The organism is Brenneria sp. L4-2C (assembly GCF_040240335.1).
GTDB lineage: Bacteria > Pseudomonadota > Gammaproteobacteria > Enterobacterales > Enterobacteriaceae > Brenneria.
This window is the reverse complement of sequence record NZ_JBEIAC010000010.1, coordinates 121,827-140,593: the sequence shown is the minus strand read 5'-3', so window position 1 is coordinate 140,593 and position 18,767 is coordinate 121,827. Positions and strand designations below refer to the sequence as shown.

The window sequence follows — 18,767 nt, the reverse complement described above, 5'->3', positions numbered from 1 at the left end:
ATGATCCATCAGCAAGGGGACGGGAACATGGCAAAGCACAATTTTCCGCAAGAAAATCGATATCCGCAAAAAAATCAGCTTCAGAAAGGCAGTCTCGGACTGTGGTCGATCATCTTTTTCGTCATTGCGGCCGCCTCGCCGTTAACCGGGGTTATCGGGGGATTGCCCGTCGCGTTTATGGCGGGAAACGGCGCCGGCGTACCGGGCGTATACGTTCTGGCAGGGATATTGCTGATCGTTTTCAGCTTCGGATTCATCGCCATGAGCCGCTACGTGGTCAATGCCGGCGCGTTTTACGCGTATATCGCCCAGGGACTGGGTACCCGCTGCGGCATCGCCGGATTAAGCATCGCCCTGCTGGCCTATACGGCGATACAGCTTGCCGTCACGGCCATGTTCGGCTTCTTTTTCTCGCAGTTCCTTCACGTTCAAACCGGGGTGGCTATTCCCTGGTGGCTGTTCTCGCTGGCCATGCAGATTCTGGTGGTGGCGCTCGGCATCGCCAAGGTCGAGCTGGGCGGTAAAGTGCTTGGGGTCTTGATGCTGCTGGAAGTCGGTATTGTGCTGCTGACGGATGTCGCTATCTTCACGCGGCCGATCGCCTTCGAGTTAAGTTCATTCAGCCTGGCAACCGTCTTTCATGGCGATATCGGGATCGCCATGATATTCGCCATCTGCTCTTTTGTCGGATTCGAAGCCACGGCGATTTACTCGGAAGAGTGCCGTGAACCGGGCAAAGTCATCCCTCGCGCCACGCTGTTGGCGGTGACGTTGATTACCGCCTTTTTCGCCCTGACCGGCTGGGCGTTCGTGCAGTATGCCGGTTCGGCGAACATCGCGGCGATGGCGGCAAAGGATCCGGGCATGTTCGTCTTTAGCGTAACGGAGAGCGTATTAGGGCCCTGGGCGATCCATGTGATGTCCGTCCTGCTGCTGACCAGTCTTTTTGCGGCGGCGCAGGCGTTTCACAATACCCTTTCACGTTATTTATTCGCCATCAGCCGCGACGGCCTGGCGTGGTCGAAAATGGCGAAAACGCACCCGAGGCACCAAACGCCCTATGTGGCAAGCATTACGCAGGGCGTCTTTATGTTTTGCGCAACGGCGCTGTTCGCCCTCGCCCGGCTCGACCCGATGGCGCACGTCTTTGCCTGGGCGTCTGCGTTGGGCAGCATGTCGATTCTGCTGTTGCAGCTTTGCGTTTCCGTCGCGGTGGTGGTGTATTTCCTGCGCCACTCATCACTGCGGGTTTCCCTGTGGAGCCGGCTGATTGCCCCCGTTATCTCGGCGATCGGCATGTCGGCGGCGCTGATCATGGTGGTCGGCAACCTTGACGTATTGAGCGGCTCCGCCTCCCCCGTGGTTTCATCCCTGCCTTATCTGGTGCTGATCGTCGCATTGGGCGGCTTTCTGGGCGCGCATTTTTTGCGCCGTCTGAATCCGCAGCGCTACTCGCGAGTAGGTCAAATCGTCGAAAATCTTTAATAACTTTTCACGGAGTATTGCTATGACTATGCCGAACACCTCCGCCGGGAATAGCGGTTACCGCTTCTGGCACCCCATGGCCCACCCTAACGACTGGTCGGGCCGCGATCCGCTACGCATCGTCAAGGGCGACGGTGTGTTTGTCTGGGACGACAAAGGCCGGAAAATGCTGGATGGCTTTGCGGGACTGTGGTGCGTCAACGTCGGCCATAACCGCCCGGAAGTGAAAGCCGCCATCGCCAAACAGATGGATGAGCTGGCTTACTACCAGTTGTTTGACGGCGTGAGCCACCCGGCGGCGGAAAAGCTGGCGAACAGGCTCATCCAGATGACCCGGCAAGAGAACATGAGCCGCGTACTTTACGGCATGGGCGGGTCGGATGGCGTGGAGACGGCGCTAAAGGTCGCGCGACAATATTGGATATTGCAAGGCGAACCTCAGCGCACCCGTTTTATTTCGCTGAAAAACGCCTATCACGGCGTCCATATGGGGGGAACCTCGGTGTCCGGGCTGCCGGTTTATCGCCTGAACTATGGCCCCATGCTGGAGGGCTGCACCCAGATTGAATCACCGTGGCTCTATCGCAATCCCTGGAACTGCGACGATCCCATTGAGCTGGGCAAGCTGGTCGCCGCACAGTTGGAGCGTGATATTCTTTACTACGGCCCGCAAACCATCGCGGCGTTTATCGCGGAGCCGATACAGGGCGCGGGCGGCGTCATTGTTCCGCCAGCCAACTTCTGGCCTTTGGTGCGGGAAGTGTGCGACAGGTACGGCGTACTGTTGATTGCCGATGAAGTCGTGACCGGCTTCGGCCGCAGCGGTTCGATGTTCGGCTCCCGCGGCTGGGGCGTCAAACCCGATATCATGGTGTTCGCCAAAGCCCTGACGGCGGGCTATGTACCGCTCTCGGCCACCGTGTTCAACCAGCGTATTGAATCCGTCTATCTGGAAAATCGTGATGCCCGCGGCCTGCTGATGACGGGTTACACCTATGGCGGCCATCCGCTGGCCTGCGCGGCCGGGCTGGCGGTGCTGGATATTGTGGAGAACGAAAACTTGCCGGCTAACGCGGCGCATATGGGGGAATATTTACTGGGCCGGCTGCAATCCTTCGAACAGCGCTTTCCCTCCGTTGGCGACGTGCGCGGCAAAGGGTTGATGATCGCGCTTGATCTGGTTGAAGATAAAACGACGAAAGCCTCCCTGGCGGCCGATAATAATCTGGCTTTTCGTATCGCCGAGGCAACCCGCGATGCGGGGGCGGTGGTTCGCCCGGTTGGCCCGAAACTGGTGCTCGCGCCGCCGCTGGTGATTGATAAAGCCGGTTGCGATCTGCTGGTATCAGCACTGCAAACCGCGTTTGAACAGCAGGATAGGTAAATAAAAAACGTCCGCGAGCGGAAAACCGCTCCCGGACGTTGGTTGTTAGCGCGGACGGAGATTAATTGCCGTAATAGGAGACGGTATACAGTTCCTTCATATCTTCTACTTGCGGATTGCCGGGATTGGTCAGCGTACAAGGGTCTTCCAGCGCGTTCTGACTCATACGATCGAGCACCTTATTGAATTTTTCTTCGCTGAAATCCACTTCATCGCACTCACGGAACGTATCGGGAATATTAAGCCGATGGTTCAGATCCCGAATGGCGCTGGCCAGATTGATGATGCCGAAACGCTTCTCAATCTGTTGATATTTACTGGTCCAGTGGCGATTAAACTGAATCACGTACGGCAGCATTATCGCGTTGGCCAGACCGTGGGTAACGCCGAATTCGCCGCCAATCTTATGCGCCAGCGAATGAATAATCCCCAGAGAGGCGTTGGTAAAAGCGATGCCCGCCAGCGCCGAGGCGTTATGCATGTGGAAACGGGCCTGCATATTGTCCGGCGACAGATAAGCGGTTTCCAGATTCTCAAACACCAGCCGAATGGCCTCCAGCGCGTAAGGGTCGGTAAACGAGGTCGCCGCGGTAGACACATAGGCTTCCAGCGCATGAGTCAACACATCCATGCCCGAATGCGCCGTAATGTGCGGCGGACAGGTTGCCGGAATAGCCGGATCGAGGATAGCGATATCCGGCACCATATCCGCGGCGACGATGGGGTATTTAATATGGCTTTCCGTATCGGTAATCACGGAAAAGGCGGTGATTTCCGAAGCCGAACCGCTGGTGGAAGGAATGGCCACGAATTTGGCCTTGTTGCGCAGCGGCGGCATCGAACCGACAGGCAGGATATCCGCCAGCGTCAGATGCGGATGCTCATAGAAACACCACATGACTTTCGCCGCGTCGATAGCGGAGCCGCCGCCGATCGCCACGATCCAGTCCGGCTGGAATTCCAGCATCGCTTTGGCGCCGCGCTGCACCGTCGCCACCGAGGGATTCGGCTCGACGTTATCAATCAGCAGGCAGTCCATTCCAGCCTGATTGAGCAGTTTCTCGGCCTGGGCCAGAAAACCGTGCCGCTTCATGGAACTGCCGCCGGTCACAAGGGCCGCCCGGCTGCCGCGTAAGGTGGCGAGCCGCTCCATCGCATTTTCACCGTAGGTGATGTCACGCGGAATAGAAAAGTTAATCGCACTCATAATGAACTCCTGTAATTAATAATAAGCTATATAAACTGTTCTACAGCTGACAGAGAGTCACGATGCTATCGGTTCACCTTACCGGGTTATACTCGTCATACTTCAAGTTGCCGGTGCGTGGAATTTTCTATCCGCCACTTCCAGCCCCTCGAATTATGCAGAGTAGATTATTTTCATTCTTTTTTGTCCTGGCCGATCAACAACAGGACTATTCCTCTGTCTGGCGATCAATAAATAAAATATCTCTTTCAGATGCATATGCGTTGGCTTCATTGAATGACCCGGTTACTCTCCCTTGCGCGTTGATACCGGGTTGAAATAAACAAACCAAATAAAATCATGATATTATTTATTTCATTTATACTTTCACTGACATCAGACGTAATCTGAATTTATTTTTAGTATAAACCTGATATTAAATGATAATTGTGATCTTTATTCTATTTCATAAAAAATGAAATAGAATAAAAACAGCAGTATTTTCATGGTTATAATTCACATCATCGGTGTCATCCAGGCACGTAAAAATAATTATCATTATGTTGACAGGATGAAATATTAATTAACAAAAACCGTTAATGGAATGATATTTAATTTATATTAGCGTGTTAAACAATCAATACCGAACGCCGCTGACCTTCGGTATTGATTTAGTGCCGCGGTTATCATGCAAGAATATCAGCCGCCGGCAAAAACGGCAGACCTGGTTATCCCCGGTTGCATCCGCGTTGTCAGACAAGTCGTGCTATTTTCTTAGCGTTAAACATAAAAATACGATAGCCAGGAGGCAAGAGAGGATTAATGTGATAAATCCGCCGCTCCACCCGGCAATATCGACGACAAACCCCATAAATACGCCGGCGCAGGCAGAACCGATAAGATAACCAAGCAAGCCCGTTAACCCTGTAGCGCTTCCCGTCGCCTCTCTGGGAACCAGATCGGCGGCCTGTAGGCCGATCATCATGACAGGGCCGTAGATCAGAAAACCAATGGCGACCAGGCTGATATTATCAATCAGCGGCTTTCCGGGAGGATTAAACCAGTAAACCAGAATGGCAATCAGCACCCCGACCATAAAGAGCATGGTTGCCGGCGCTCTTTTCCCTTTAAACGCCAGATCGCTTAAATAACCGCTAACCAGCATGCCCGGTATCCCCGCCCACTCATACAGGAAATATGCCCATCTTGAATTCTCTTTACTAAAACCTTTTACTTCGGACAGATAGGTCGGCGCCCAGTCAACTACGCCATAACGAATAAAATAAACGAAAATATTGGCGACCGCGATATACCAAAGATATTTATTTTTCAGTACATACTTAACGAATATCTCTTTATGCGATAAATCCGACGATAATTGGCAAGACGCATTTTCCACATTTTCTTTTTTATAAACGTCTATAGGCGGCAACCCGCAAGACTGCGGCGTATCTTTCATTAAAAAGAAAGTAACCACGGCAATTATTATGGCGATGACCGCAGGAAAGAAAAAGATACTGTGCCATGTACTAAATAAAAAAATCCCCAGTGTGGCTAATGGTGCGATAAGTCCGCCGCCCAAATTGTGAGAAACGTTCCACCATGACCACCATTTCCCGCGTTCTTTTTGTGAAAACCAGGTCACCATGGTTTTCGCATAGGGAGGATAGCCCATCCCTTGCGCCCAACCATTCATGAAACTTAATACGCACATGATCGGGATACTCGCCATGACGCCCGGCATGAGTCCAAAAATCATACAGATAAGCGCGCTGATTAATAGCCCCGTCGTGGCAAAATATTTAGGATTGGATCGATCGGAAACGCTTCCCATAATAAACTTGCTTATTCCATAAGCAATGGAAAGCAACGTCAGGGAGATACCTAGCGAAGCTTTGGTATAACCGTAATCTTCTATCATGTAAGGAATAGCCAGACTGTAGTTTTTCCTTAAAAGATAAAAAGCGGCGTACCCAAAAAACGTAGCTAAAAAAACTTGATATCGGATCTTTTTATACTCTTTATCTATTTCTGACCTGGGTAATAGATCTTTATGCTTTGCCGGTGTAAAAATAGACACATTATTTTCCTTATAAAGAATGAAATTCAGGAAGTCATAACATCTCCACCAAAAGGTTTATTTCCTTCCCTGTTGAAATGAACGAAAAGATTAATTTTATATGCGAGTCAATACGGACTGATGAATCAGACATCAGCCTATTAAATTCCCCTTTATACCCGTCATACTTCAAGCTACAGGTGCGTTGGCTGCGCTCAGTATCCACACATCCGGGCATTCTTATATAATTGGCGGCAATAACCCATCGAACCAATCTTGTTTAATGGCCGGTATTGTGTGATTCTCTAACGTTTATCTATAGTTATCCCCATTAACGCCTGGGTATAGACAAACATTATCCGAACAAAAAGACTATATCAAGCCCTTATATCGAATTTTTGTGACGGTAAATATACTTTTAATTCGAAGGGAGTATTTTGCATGGCGGAAGCGCGACAAAACGACGAATACGATGCAAAACATGACCGGGAGTCCGTCATAGAAAAACAGTCTATTCACCGATTTGGTGAGCGGCTGAAAATCGCTATGAATGGAATCAGTAACATGGAGCTATCACGGCGTAGCGGTTTATCCGAAACAACGATTCGCAAGTATGTTCAGGGAAAGATTTATCCGGGGCTGGACAGCCTTGCGCTCGTCGCCGAAGCCTGTGGCGTATCGCTCGCCTGGTTGGCTACGGGCAACGACAACTCGAATAAAAGTTCGAAAGATGAAAGCGGGACAACGTATCAGGCAAGGGAAGACGCGCCGCAGGCCGGCAATGACAATGACGCCAGCAAAGAACTGGAGGCCATTTTCCGCCGTCTGACAAATGAAGATAAAAACGCGCTGATTGACACCATTTACCGCATTGGCATTGAAGGACTGCTAAACCAATTAAAAGCAGAGCAGAAAGATAAAACCACTGCGCCGAAAAATGACGTTCCCCCCGCATCGTGAAGAGGGAACGCCGTAAACGTTACTGCAACAGCGAAATATCCGCCACTTTCAGGAACAGATTGCGCAGCGCATCAAGCAAGGTCAGGCGATTCACGCGCACAGACTCATTTTCGTCCATCACCATAACCTGCTCGAAGAAGGCATCCACCGGTTCGCGCAGCTCGGCCAGCTCAACCAGCGCTTCCTGATAACGACCTTCGGCGAACAGCGGCTCCAGCTTGTCGCGCAGTACCACCAGATACGTCGCCAATTTGATTTCCGCCGGGTCTTTCAGCACCGCCGCATTCACGCGCTCATTCAGCGTATCGCTGGATTTCGCCAGAATATTGGACACGCGCTTGTTGGCGGCCGCCAGCGCGGCGGAAGCGTCCAGGGTACGGAAATGGCTTACCGCTTTCACCCGCGCATCGAAATCCGCCGGGCGGGTCGGACGGCGCGCCAGCACCGCCTGAATGGTATCCACGCTGTGACCCTCTTCCTGATACCAGGCGCGGAAACGACCGAGCATAAACTCAATCACCTCATCCACCACCTTGGCATTGGTCAGCTTGTCGCCATACAGGCGCACCGCTTCTTCCGTCAGGGTTTGCAGATCCAGCGGCAGTTGCTTCTCGACGATGATACGCAATACCCCTAACGCCGCGCGACGCAACGCAAACGGGTCTTTATCCCCTTTCGGGTGCTGCCCGATGCCGAAAATCCCCGCCAGCGAATCCATCTTGTCGGCAATCGCCAGCGCGCAGGCCACCGGGGAAGACGGCAAATCGTCGCCGGCGAAGCGCGGCTGATACTGTTCATTCAGCGCAACGGCGACATCTTCCGCCTCGCCGTCATGACGCGCATAGTGCATGCCCATCACGCCCTGCGTGTCGGTAAACTCAAACACCATGTTGGTCATCAGATCGCACTTGGACAGCAGTCCCGCGCGGGTGGCGTGATTCACATCGGCGCCGATCTGCTCGGCTACCCAACCCGCCAACGCCTGAATACGGTCGGTTTTATCGCGTAATGAGCCGAGCTGTTGCTGGAACAACACGGTTTCCAGCCGCGGCAAATGATCTTCCAGCCGCTTTTTCCGGTCGGTATTGAAGAAGAACTCCGCATCCGCCAGACGCGGCCGCACCACTTTTTCGTTACCGGCGATGATTTGCTGCGGATCGCTGGATTCAATGTTGGCGACGAAAATAAAGTTCGGCAGCAGCTTGCCGTCGTCGTCATAAACCGGGAAGTATTTCTGGTCGCCCTTCATGGTATACACCAGCGCTTCCGCCGGCACGGCCAGGAATTTTTCTTCAAATTTGGCGGTCAGCACCACCGGCCATTCCACCAGCGAGGCCACTTCTTCCAGCAGACTGTCGCTCAGATCGGCGTTGCCGCCGATGTTGCGGGCGGCCTCTTCGGCATCCGCTTTGATTTTGGCTTTACGCGCCTCGTAATCCGCCACCACCTTGCCGCGCTCCAGCAGGATGTCAGGATATTGATCGGCGTTCTCGATAGTGAATTCCGCCTCGCCCATGAAGCGGTGACCGCGAATGGTGCGGGCGGCGTCAATCCCCAGCACCTGCCCCGGGATCAGTTCATCGCCCAGCAGCAGAGTAACGGTATGCACCGGACGCACAAACTGGGTGTCTTTATCGCCCCAGTGCATCAGTTTCGGGATCGGCAGCTTAGACAGCGAAACGCTGACCATGTCCGTCAGCAGCGCCTGCGCCTGCTTGCCTTTCACCTGCGCGCGGTACAGCAGCCATTCGCCTTTATCGGTTTTCAGACGTTCAGCCTGATCGACCGCGATACCGCAGCCGCGCGCCCAGCCTTCGGCCGCTTTGGTCGGCTTGCCGGAAGCGTCAAACGCCTGCGCTATCGCCGGGCCGCGTTTTTCTATTTCACGATCCGGCTGCGCGGCGCTTAGGTTCGCCACTTTCAACGCCAGACGGCGCGGCGCGGCAAACCATTTCACCTCGCCGTGCGTCAGGCCGGCGGCATCCAGCTCGGCGGTAAAGTTAGCGGCGAAAGATTCCGCCAGATTACGGAGAGCCTTCGGCGGCAGCTCTTCCGTGCCGATTTCCACCAAAAAAGTCTTGTCAGTCATGGCTGCCTCTTAGCTCTCTTTCTTATTGCACACATTTTTGGCACACAAAGGGAAGCCCAGCGCCTCGCGGGAGGCGTAATAGGCTTCGGCTACCGCTTTGGTCAGGGTACGAATACGCAGAATGTAGCGCTGACGTTCGGTAACGGAAATGGCTTTGCGCGCATCCAGCAGGTTAAAGCTGTGCGCCGCTTTCAAAATTCGTTCGTAAGCGGGCAACGGCAGCGGTTTTTCCAGCGCCAGCAGATGCTGGGCTTCTTTTTCATACTGCTCGAAGCAGTAGAACAGGAAATCGACGTCGGCATGTTCGAAATTGTAAGTCGATTGCTCCACTTCGTTCTGATGGAACACGTCGCCGTAGGTAGTTTTGCCTAACGGGCCGTCGCTCCACACCAGATCGTAAACGCTGTCCACGCCCTGAATATACATCGCCAGACGTTCCAGACCGTAAGTCACCTCACCGGTGACAGGCTTACACTCCAGACCGCCCACCTGTTGGAAATAGGTAAACTGCGTGACTTCCATACCGTTCAGCCACACTTCCCAGCCCAGTCCCCAGGCGCCCAGCGTCGGGTTTTCCCAGTTATCTTCCACGAAACGTATATCGTGGACGGTCGGATCCAGCCCCAGCGCTTTCAGGGAGCCGAGGTACAGCTCCTGAATATTATCGGGCGAGGGCTTAATGACGACCTGGAACTGATAGTAGTGTTGCAGGCGGTTGGGGTTTTCGCCGTAGCGGCCGTCGGTAGGACGGCGAGACGGCTGGACATAGGCGGTCGCCATCGGCTCTGGGCCAAGCGCCCGCAGACAGGTCATTGGATGAGAGGTGCCGGCGCCGACTTCCATGTCCAACGGTTGAACGATGGTGCAGCCCTGACGCGCCCAATAATCCTGTAACGTCAGGATCAGGCCCTGGAAGGTCTTGGTATCAAACTTTTGCATTTGGATTCGCACGCGATACAGTGGATTGACAATGAAAGGCGTCAGTATACCCTCTGAGTGCGAGATATACAGCCAGAATGCGGCGAGAAGTTCATATCGGGGTGATTGGCGGCGTTTGTGGGAATAACCGATATTCAGCGCATCCATCCCAACCGGTTCCCCAAAAAGGCGATGCCACACCCAACCCAAAACATCAAGAAACAAGCCGCATGGATATAATAATAAACTCGAATCCAGCCGGTCAGTTCCCTGGGCTGGGACGCCACAAAGGTGTAAGCCTCCAGCGGCAGCGGCTGTTTCGGCGCGATATTGACCGGTTTGCCGTCCAGTACGCGTTTAAAAAACAGGGTCAGGAAAAGACTGCCCCAGTAACCAAAAAAAGACATCAGATTATTCTGCGCGCTTAACGGCAAACCTTCCTGTCGGTACAGCGAGATCAGTTGCTCGTACTTTTTTACGGTGCAGGCCAAAATACACCATGCTAAACACCCATACTAAAAGGGCCGATATAAACATTATTACGCCAATCATCATGATCACTGGGCCCATAGTTTTATTACCCTCAATTAAAAATTAAATGCGAGATGTAACCGCCCAGCACTTCGCCACCCTTTTCTCCCGCAGCACCCCCAATCAGCCCGCCCACCGTTCCGCCTACCCGCGCCCACGCCGACGCTGCGCCAGTGATGGACTATCGAGCGGCTCGACAGCCCCAGCGCATGGCGCAGATTTTCATACGGATGCAGGTTCAACGTCCGGTAGGCTAGGCGTCTCGCCAGCGGTTGCTGTAACAGGCTATTGAGTTCACTGAAAAGTCGACGACGCTCGGCATAGAACTGCTGCCCACTCAGCGTTCCCTGAGCACGAAACTGATTTTGATAGGTCAGCTCTATCTTACGCAGCAACTGGTCGATACGCTGGGAATACTGTTTACCGACATCACTGCCAAAACTTATCCCCTTCTCCGTCCCAACCAATACCGCGGCCAGCGTATCGTAATGCTGTTGCAGAAAACCGCCCTGCTCCGGCGGAATAAATGCCATCGACTGGTTCACCTGTCGCTTGGTCTGGCGCAGTTGATTCAGTTGGTTAGTTTGACGAGGATTGTCGGGATCGGCCACCAGCAAAATTTGCCCCGGCTTTAACCACGGGGTATCCGCATTAAGCTGCATAAAGTAACGGGCTGCGGGTGTATTCCTGCCGCGAAACAGCATACCCGCCTGATTAGATAACGTGCCGGGGGTATCTACCACGCAGTATCCCGGCTCCAGATAGTGTTGCGAACGACCAGCCATATACTCACTCCCTGTTAGTACAATACGGACGACTGTGCGGATTTTTAGAGCGGGCGGTTAAATTGTCAACGATAACCAACGGATTTTGCGATGCGTCGGGAGATTCAGGAATGATCTTAAACTGAACCTGTTACGTCTTTTTTAACCGAAGATCGACGGCGTTTGCCACGCGTTCAAAACTGGTGGGTGATAGCGAAAGCGGATCGGCCGCCTTCATCCTTTATCCACATATACAGGGGGTTGGCACTCTACTTGCTCCTTATTTTTTCCAGTAGTTTCATTACTAAAATGTAAATTACAGTCGTAATAGAAAAAATTGTGATTACTGAAATATAAAAATAGAGATCATAAAAATTGTCTGCCCCTATCTCACCAGCACCATAGATCATATGACCTATTCGAGTAGCTAGTTCATGGTCAAACCATATTTCAGGATTACCCAATATGCGCCCTACTATCAGAGAGATAAGAACATAAAATGTTATCTTAGAGCTCCTACGGGCAAGCGTTGTTATAGCCATTTGTTACTACCTCAACCCAGCCTCTAGCCATAAGGGATTTCATGCAGGGTATTTGCATGGGGGATGTTCTCATTAACGCATTTCTTAAATGAGAGCGGAGCGACCAGCATCATATTCACTCCCTGTTAGTACAATACAGACGACTGTGCGGATTTTTAGAGCGGACGGTTAAATTGTCAACGATAACCAACGGATTTTGCGATGAGGCGGGAGGTTCAAGAATATTCTTAAATTGAACCAGTTACGTTTATTTTAACCGGAGGTCGGCAACGTTTTCCACGCGTTCCAAACAGGCGCGAGATAACGAAAGCGGATGCCGTCACCGACACTTCGGGCGGTAACGGTTAGAGAACAAATCAGATTGGATGGGCTATTTCATTTGAAAACTTCAACCGCTAAACACCGTCTGCAACATCTTCAGGCTTAACAGCAGCAGTAGCCCGGCGAACACCTTCCTCAGGACGGCGACCGGCAGACGGTGCGCCAAACGGGCGCCAATCGGCGCGGTGAAAAAGCTTACCAGCGAAATCAGCGCCACCGCCGGCAGAGAAACATAGCCGAGGCTGTAGTCGGGCAGTCCGGTTGCCGACCAGCCGTTGATCATGTACCCCAGCGCGCCCGCCAGCGCGATCGGCAGACCGACCGCCGCCGAGGTGCCGATCGCCTGTTGGATACGCACATTACACCACGTCAGGAAAGGAACGGTTAAGGAGCCGCCGCCGATGGCCACCAGCGCGGAAATACCGCCGATACACAGTCCGGCCAACGAAATCCCCGCGGCGCCGGGCAGGTGACGCTGCGGTTTAGGCTTGATATTCAACACCATTTGCAGCGCGACATAGGCCATAAAACAGGAGAAGAAAATTGCCAGCGCCCGCGTCGGCAGCAGCGTCGCCAGCCAGGTGGCGGCGAAGGTGCCAAACAGGATGGCGGGCGTAATCCGCCAGACCACCGGCCACAGCACCGCCTGATGCTGATGGTGAGTGCGCAGGCTGGAAATCGCCGTAATGACAATCGCCGCCATCGATGTTCCCAACGCCATATGCACCAAATGTTCATGCTGCACGCCCTGAGCGGCGAACATCGCCGTCAGAAGCGGAACCATGATGCCGCCGCCGCCAATCCCCAATAACCCGGCCATAAAACCCACAACCGCCCCTAACGCCAGATAGGCTAAAATCCACTCAACCGCCATTCCCCGTCTCCCGACCGTTATTCGTTATCGTTTTTATCAAATCGCTTTGTTGTCAGCCACGCTCCGTCAGCATACTGGATATCGGTGAGGCGGGCGCCAAAAGCTGGTTGCATATACAGCAATATCAGTGTCATGATGATGCACTCGTCAGCGGCATTAATATCAATAACCTCACCGAATAACAATCCGTATCCAGCGCTTAACGATAGGATAAACCGATGAAACGATGTGGTTGGGTCACCCAGGACGCTTTATATCAGGATTATCACGATAACGAATGGGGGAAACCCTGCACCGACAGCCAGAAATTGTTTGAATTGCTGTGTCTTGAAGGTCAGCAGGCCGGGCTTTCCTGGATCACCGTGTTGAAAAAGCGCGAAAACTACCGCCGCTGTTTTCATCAGTTCGAGCCGCGCCGTATTGCCCAAATGACCCCGGATGACGTAGACCTGCTGATGCAAGACAGCGGCATCATTCGCCATCGTGGAAAAATCGAAGCCATCATCGCCAACGCCCGCGCCTGGCTGGAGATGGAGGATCAGGGCGAAAGCTTCTCTCATTTCATCTGGTCATTCGTTGACCATCAGCCTCAGCTTAACCGTCCGGCATCGCTCGCCGGCGTACCGGCCAAAACCGCGATTTCCGATGCCATGTCGAAGGCATTGAAAAAACGCGGCTTCAAATTTATCGGATCCACCATCTGTTATGCTTTTATGCAGGCAGGCGGATTGGTTAACGACCATGTCGCCGACTGCTGTTGCCAACAAGAATCCGCGCCATGATCCGCGAGTACCGATCGCAGGATCTGGAGTCGCTGATGGCGCTCTGGCTGGAAAGCACGACGCTGGCGCACCCTTTTATTCATGCAGACTACTGGCGGGAAAGCGCTTCGCTGGTGCGTAACATTTATCTTCCACAGTCGCAAACCTGGGTATATGAAAAGCCGGAACGCCTCGCCGGCTTTATCAGCGTGTTGGAAAAGCGTTTTATTGGCGCGCTGTTTATACAACAATGCGATTATGGTCGGCAGATTGGCGCGGCGTTAATGAACCACGTCCAGCAACAGTTTTCCTTGCTTAGCCTGGAAGTGTACCAACAGAATGCGCGCGCCTGCGCGTTTTACCGCAAACAGGGCTTTGTGGTCGTAGATAAAAACTTCAATCAGGAAACCCAGGCCACAACACTTATAATGCAATGGGCTAATACTTTCATCCGTCAATATTAACCGTCCTTATTTCTTTACATTGCTAAATTAAATAAATACTCACAATTACTTCAACTAACATCTGTAAACGTTCTATGCTTTTTATATTTGATGTTACGCTATCAACAAATAACGCTCTTGTTTAATTTTTTAACCACGGCCTAATCATTGCGTAAAACTATTTTATTAGAAAAATCAACTAATAGCGACATAGCCAATTGGATCATCTCTTCTGGGGAAGGAGATTGTCTGGGCTTGTTAAGGATATGTCATGCCATCAAATAAACAGAACCGTATTAATGGTGCGTTATATGGTCAAATATTGGGCGATGCAATGGGAATGCCATCGGAATTATGGCCTCGCGCACGGATAAAAAAACAGTTCGGCTGGATCGACCGTTTCCTGCCCGGCCCGCCGGAGAATATCGCCGCCTGCTATTTTAGCGCCGCGCAATATACCGACGACACCGCAATGGCGCTTGCGCTGGCGGATGCCCTGATCGAATGCGAAGGCCAGATCGAGCCGACGGTAATCGGGCGACACATTCTGAAGTGGGCGTTAGCCTTCGGCGCTTTTGAGAAAAACATCCTCGGCCCGACCTCAAAGGCCGCATTGAGCGCGTTACAGCAAGGAACCGATATCCATAAATTGGAAAACAACGGCGTCACTAACGGCGCCGCCATGCGAGTTTCCCCGTTAGGCTGCCTGCTGCCGACGCATTCGCTGTGCGAGTTCATCGATAACATAGCGTGCGCATCCAGCGTGACGCACAAATCCGATGTGGCCGTCGCCGGCGCCTCCGCCATCGCCTGGGCTATCTCAAAAGCGATTGACGGCGTCTCCACCTGGAGCGGGATCAGCGATGAACTGCCCGCGGTCGCTCAGGCGGCGCAGAATAGGCGCGTAACCACTTACAGCGCGTCTCTGGCCTGTCGTATCGAACTGGCGTTGGAGACGGTAAGACGCGCCAATGGAACCCTGTGCGCCATGTCGCGTATTTATGATCTGATCGGCACCGGTACGGAAATGATCGAGTCCGTTCCGGCGGCTATCGCCATGGTGGAACTGGCGCAAACCGATCCCAACCGCTGCGCTATCCTGTGCGCTAATCTGGGGGGCGATACCGACACCATCGGCGCGATGGCGACGGCCATTTGCGGCGCCATCAATGGCGTAACCAGTATTGCGCCTCATTTCAAACAGCAGTTGGATGAGGTAAACCGGCTTGACGTTGACTACTACGGTCGCGAACTTCTGCGATTACGCACCCTCCGGGAACCGATACGACGGATGTCCGCCATCTGATGCCAATTCACTTTCCCTGCTAACTTTATTTCATCGCGCATACTCTTCATCATGCATACTATATGCGTGTGGCTGGCGGCCACACGCTGATGCCATCAGCCATGAAGGCTTTAATCTCCCTAAATTGCCGGAGTTTGCGATGAAACCTAGCATTATTCTGTATAGAAAGATTCCTGACGATTTACGCGCGCGTTTAGATCAACATTTCACCGTCACCGTGTTGGACGACCTACCCGCAGGGAACCATCCGGCGCTGGCTCAGGCTGAAGGTATCATCGGCGCCGGCGGTAAAGTGGATAACGCCTTTTTGCAACGCTGTCCACGCCTGCGCGCGGCCTCCACCATCTCGGTGGGCTACGATAATTTCGATGTTGATGCGCTGAACGAGCACGGCGTTGTTCTGATGCATACCCCCACGGTATTAACCGAAACCGTGGCGGATACGGTGCTGGCGCTGATGCTGAGCAGCGCGCGCCGGGTGGTGGAAGTCGCGGAAAAAGTGAAGGCCGGCGAATGGAAAGCAGGGGTCGACAGAAGCTGGTTCGGCACGGATGTCCATCATAAAACCATCGGGATTCTCGGCATGGGACGCATTGGCCTTGCCGTCGCGCAGCGCGCGCATTTAGGCTTCAGCATGCCCGTGCTGTATAACGCGCGCAGCCGTCATTCCGAAGCGGAAACCCGCTTTGACGCCCGCTATTGCGATCTGGATAGCCTGTTGGCCGAGGCCGATTTCCTGTGCATCACTCTGCCGCTGACGGCCGAAACGCAGAATTTGATCGGCCGTGAACAGTTGGCGAAAATGAAACCCAGCGCAATCCTGATTAACATCGGCCGCGGCGCCGTCGTCGACGAGAGCGCGCTGATCGAGGCGCTGAGCAACGGGACAATCCACGCCGCCGGACTGGATGTCTTTGTTCAGGAGCCGTTGCCCGTCGATTCCCCGCTGCTGAGTTTGCCTAACGTGGTGGCCCTGCCCCACATCGGCTCGGCTACGCATGAAACCCGCTACGCCATGGCGGCCTGCGCCGTCGATAACCTGATCGCCGCGCTGAACGGACAGGTAAAAGTCAACTGCGTTAACCCGCAGGTGCTGAAATAAATTCAGCAGAGGCAGACAAGGCGGCGACGGCGGCCTTGTCTGCCTCTGCTTTCACCGGCTGCGCGCCATCGTGATCAACGTCTTTTCGGCGTCTTCTCAAAAGTAATCCGTATTTTTACGCCAGGAGATTATATTTCATTTGATAGTTGGAATAGCCGCGAGGCATTGCTATTTACGGATTGCTAATATTATGGGAATTGATCGGGCGGAACGATATTTATCCGCTGATTGAAAAATGGTGCGAAAAATAATTGAATTCCGCCGTGCCGATACTCAATGTTAATACCACGGCGCCGATGCGAGCGCTTTCTTTTTCCGGACGCATCGGCAAAATGCTCCGCCTCTTTATAATAAAATATTCCATTTTCGTCATGCCGCGCGGAAATCATGCGCTCCTGAAATAAAGATACCGCTTCACCCGGCGACAGGCAAAGCGGTATCACGTCACCGCAGGCGTTCTAACGGTTATTCAACGGCGATAGGGGTTTCCGTCACCGTGGTTTTATTGTCTCCCTGAATGGCTTTTACCCGCTGTTCCGTTTTTTGTACCGCGTCGGCGCTGCTCAGCAGGCTGTAAGTCAGTTCAAATGCCGTGCTCTGTCCCGGCTGCAACTGTTTTACCCGCCCTTGTTCACGCTCAATGGTCACCGGATAGGCGTAGCTGGTGCCCGGTTCAATGCCGGTAACGTAGCCCTGTTTTACCGTATCGGTGTTTTTCCACAGCGTCAGCACCGGCAGTTGGTGAGTATCAAAATCAATCGATACCCCTTTATCGCCGGCGCGATTGAACAGCGCCGCCAGCGTTTTCCCCTGTTTATCCGCATACGGCGTCAGGTTAAAGACCATTTCATCAAAGTCTTTGGTCGGCCCCAGATAAGTCTGCCACTCTTTCAGGCCCGCTTTGGCGTAGTCGTTAAACGGCGAAATTTCTTTCACCGGGGCCACAAAGCGAGCGCCCTGTTCCAGGATCGGCGTGCTGAAGTTGCTGTGATAAATAATTTGGTAATCACGCACATAGTCGGATTTGTTGGTCAGCACGTCATGAACGGTGAACGATTCGCTGCCGGGGACATAGCGCAATTCCGTCCAGGTTTCCAGATTCGATTTTTTAAAGCTGTTCTCTTTCAGCAGACCGCGCACGGTAATCTGATAGGGCGCTGTTTCGCTGACGTCGACCACCACTTTCGAGGCGGGCGTATTGCCGGCGCGGCCGTGCAGGGTATAGATCATGCCGTTATCGACCACCGGATGGCCGGTCCATTCATAGCCGCAGCGCACCATCATTTCATTGAAACCTTCCAGCCAGCCCACGCCGCCGCGGCTTTCCAGATTGATGGTATTCGGATTCACGACCTCATCGACCGGAGAATGCCACCCCAAACGGATGTCTTTTCCGGTGACGTGCAGCAAATCCATGCCGCGGCTCGGACTGAGAACGATTTTCAAGCCGTTTTGACTGGTGATGGTAATGATTTTGCTGCCTTCCTGACGCCCGCCGTGCAGCACGCTCTGTTCAATGCTGAAGTGCTGATCCTTAATCTTCAGCGCATCGCTGCCGATCTGCCAGTTTCCCTTCTCCACGCTGCTTTCAGCATCCGTCAGCACAAAGGTCTGAGCCGATAACTGCCATGAAGCGAGGGCTAATGAAATGCCCAGTGCCAGTAATTTTTTCATTTCGTTATTCCTCTTTGCTGAATTGATTTAGCTAATACCCGACCAAGACTACAAATCAGCAACGCATCGAAACGTGATACTAATCACCAGTTCAATAAATAGACTTTTGCCAGTTAATATTTCCCATAGAGATCACATTATCGTTAGAAACATTAATGTTTTTTGCACAAAAATGACGCACAAAGCGGTTAAAGCTGATATCGATTCAGCCGCAATATTCAATCAATACCGATTTGCGGAAGATAACGACGCTCATCAATCATGCCGGATAGGGTATACTGCGCATCAGCATGTTGTTCCGCCATTTCCTATTAATGCAGGACAATATCTGACAAGATTGATTTTTCGCCGCATTGCACCGTGGTTGC

The 18,767-nt window shown here is 52.8% G+C and carries 17 protein-coding genes and 1 pseudogene; 7 read left to right on the top strand and 11 right to left on the bottom strand.

The genetic code is table 11. The features are described 5' to 3' along the window. Nucleotides 1-27: 27 nt before the first annotated feature. Both ABRZ26_RS15720 and ABRZ26_RS15715 read left to right on the top strand, forming a co-directional pair. The gene (locus ABRZ26_RS15720) at nt 28-1,485 is read left to right on the top strand and encodes an APC family permease (RefSeq protein ID WP_319605086.1); all 1,458 of its coding nucleotides are present in this window, start codon (nt 28-30) and stop codon (nt 1,483-1,485) included. Between the two features lie 22 nt (nt 1,486-1,507). Next, nucleotides 1,508-2,869 carry an aminotransferase class III-fold pyridoxal phosphate-dependent enzyme gene (locus ABRZ26_RS15715; RefSeq protein ID WP_319605085.1) on the top strand — a complete coding sequence of 454 codons (1,362 nt, stop codon included), beginning with the start codon at nt 1,508-1,510 and terminating at the stop codon, nt 2,867-2,869. Between the two features lie 61 nt (nt 2,870-2,930). On the opposite strand, the gene ABRZ26_RS15710 is transcribed toward ABRZ26_RS15715, so the two are convergent. Together ABRZ26_RS15710 and pgtP are read right to left on the bottom strand one after the other, a co-directional pair. Beyond that, the gene (locus ABRZ26_RS15710; RefSeq protein ID WP_319605084.1) at nt 2,931-4,076 is read right to left on the bottom strand and encodes an iron-containing alcohol dehydrogenase; all 1,146 of its coding nucleotides are present in this window, start codon (nt 4,074-4,076) and stop codon (nt 2,931-2,933) included. 745 nt (nt 4,077-4,821) lie between these two features. Beyond that, nucleotides 4,822-6,135 carry a phosphoglycerate transporter protein PgtP gene (gene pgtP, locus ABRZ26_RS15705; RefSeq protein ID WP_319605083.1) on the bottom strand — a complete coding sequence of 438 codons (1,314 nt, stop codon included), beginning with the start codon at nt 6,133-6,135 and terminating at the stop codon, nt 4,822-4,824. A 420-nt stretch (nt 6,136-6,555) separates the two neighbouring features. Here pgtP and ABRZ26_RS15700 point away from each other — a divergent pair, with 420 nt between their 5' ends. Then, nucleotides 6,556-7,074 (top strand): helix-turn-helix domain-containing protein, encoded by a 519-nt coding sequence (locus ABRZ26_RS15700; protein WP_319605082.1) that lies wholly within the window; start codon nt 6,556-6,558, stop codon nt 7,072-7,074. Nucleotides 7,075-7,093: 19 nt separating this feature from the next. Here the strand turns inward: ABRZ26_RS15700 and glyS are convergent, their stop codons facing one another. The 7 genes and pseudogenes from glyS to ABRZ26_RS15665 all read right to left on the bottom strand — a co-directional run bounded on the left by glyS (nt 7,094) and on the right by ABRZ26_RS15665 (nt 13,298). After that, the gene (gene glyS / locus ABRZ26_RS15695; protein WP_319605081.1) at nt 7,094-9,163 is read right to left on the bottom strand and encodes a glycine--tRNA ligase subunit beta; all 2,070 of its coding nucleotides are present in this window, start codon (nt 9,161-9,163) and stop codon (nt 7,094-7,096) included. A gap of 9 nt (nt 9,164-9,172) precedes the next feature. Continuing rightward, a complete protein-coding gene (glyQ, locus tag ABRZ26_RS15690; protein WP_319605080.1) occupies nt 9,173-10,102 on the bottom strand; it encodes a glycine--tRNA ligase subunit alpha in 930 nt (309 codons plus the stop codon). Between the two features lie 134 nt (nt 10,103-10,236). Then, nucleotides 10,237-10,572 (bottom strand): hypothetical protein, encoded by a 336-nt coding sequence (locus ABRZ26_RS15685; RefSeq protein ID WP_319605079.1) that lies wholly within the window; start codon nt 10,570-10,572, stop codon nt 10,237-10,239. A gap of 96 nt (nt 10,573-10,668) precedes the next feature. Continuing rightward, nucleotides 10,669-11,397 (bottom strand): hypothetical protein, encoded by a 729-nt coding sequence (locus ABRZ26_RS15680; protein WP_319605078.1) that lies wholly within the window; start codon nt 11,395-11,397, stop codon nt 10,669-10,671. A 495-nt stretch (nt 11,398-11,892) separates the two neighbouring features. Next, nucleotides 11,893-12,006 (bottom strand): annotated as a pseudogene (locus tag ABRZ26_RS15675) (DUF2778 domain-containing protein); the annotation flags it as partial. Between the two features lie 300 nt (nt 12,007-12,306). Continuing rightward, nucleotides 12,307-13,113 carry a sulfite exporter TauE/SafE family protein gene (locus ABRZ26_RS15670; protein ID WP_319605077.1) on the bottom strand — a complete coding sequence of 269 codons (807 nt, stop codon included), beginning with the start codon at nt 13,111-13,113 and terminating at the stop codon, nt 12,307-12,309. Between the two features lie 17 nt (nt 13,114-13,130). Further along, a complete protein-coding gene (locus ABRZ26_RS15665) occupies nt 13,131-13,298 on the bottom strand; it encodes a hypothetical protein (protein WP_319605076.1) in 168 nt (55 codons plus the stop codon). Between the two features lie 33 nt (nt 13,299-13,331). Here ABRZ26_RS15665 and ABRZ26_RS15660 point away from each other — a divergent pair, with 33 nt between their 5' ends. The 4 genes from ABRZ26_RS15660 to ghrB all read left to right on the top strand — a co-directional run bounded on the left by ABRZ26_RS15660 (nt 13,332) and on the right by ghrB (nt 16,725). Next, nucleotides 13,332-13,895, top strand: coding sequence for a DNA-3-methyladenine glycosylase I (locus tag ABRZ26_RS15660; RefSeq protein ID WP_319605075.1), 564 nt, complete (start codon nt 13,332-13,334; stop codon nt 13,893-13,895). Then, a complete protein-coding gene (locus ABRZ26_RS15655) occupies nt 13,892-14,338 on the top strand; it encodes an N-acetyltransferase (protein WP_319605074.1) in 447 nt (148 codons plus the stop codon). The genes ABRZ26_RS15660 and ABRZ26_RS15655 overlap by 4 nt, the downstream gene beginning before the upstream one ends. Nucleotides 14,339-14,588: 250 nt before the next feature. Beyond that, nucleotides 14,589-15,623: an ADP-ribosylglycohydrolase family protein gene (locus ABRZ26_RS15650; RefSeq protein ID WP_319605073.1), complete on the top strand. Its 1,035-nt coding sequence runs from the start codon at nt 14,589-14,591 to the stop codon at nt 15,621-15,623. A gap of 139 nt (nt 15,624-15,762) precedes the next feature. Further along, entirely contained in the window at nt 15,763-16,725 is a 963-nt protein-coding gene (gene ghrB, locus ABRZ26_RS15645) for a glyoxylate/hydroxypyruvate reductase GhrB (RefSeq protein ID WP_319605072.1), read from the top strand. Nucleotides 16,726-16,913: 188 nt separating this feature from the next. Here ghrB and ABRZ26_RS15640 read toward each other — a convergent pair whose 3' ends face one another. Next, nucleotides 16,914-17,114: a hypothetical protein gene (locus ABRZ26_RS15640; RefSeq protein ID WP_319605071.1), complete on the bottom strand. Its 201-nt coding sequence runs from the start codon at nt 17,112-17,114 to the stop codon at nt 16,914-16,916. Nucleotides 17,115-17,190: 76 nt separating this feature from the next. Beyond that, entirely contained in the window at nt 17,191-18,399 is a 1,209-nt protein-coding gene (locus ABRZ26_RS15635) for an aldose 1-epimerase family protein (RefSeq protein WP_319605070.1), read from the bottom strand. Nucleotides 18,400-18,767 lie beyond the last annotated feature (368 nt).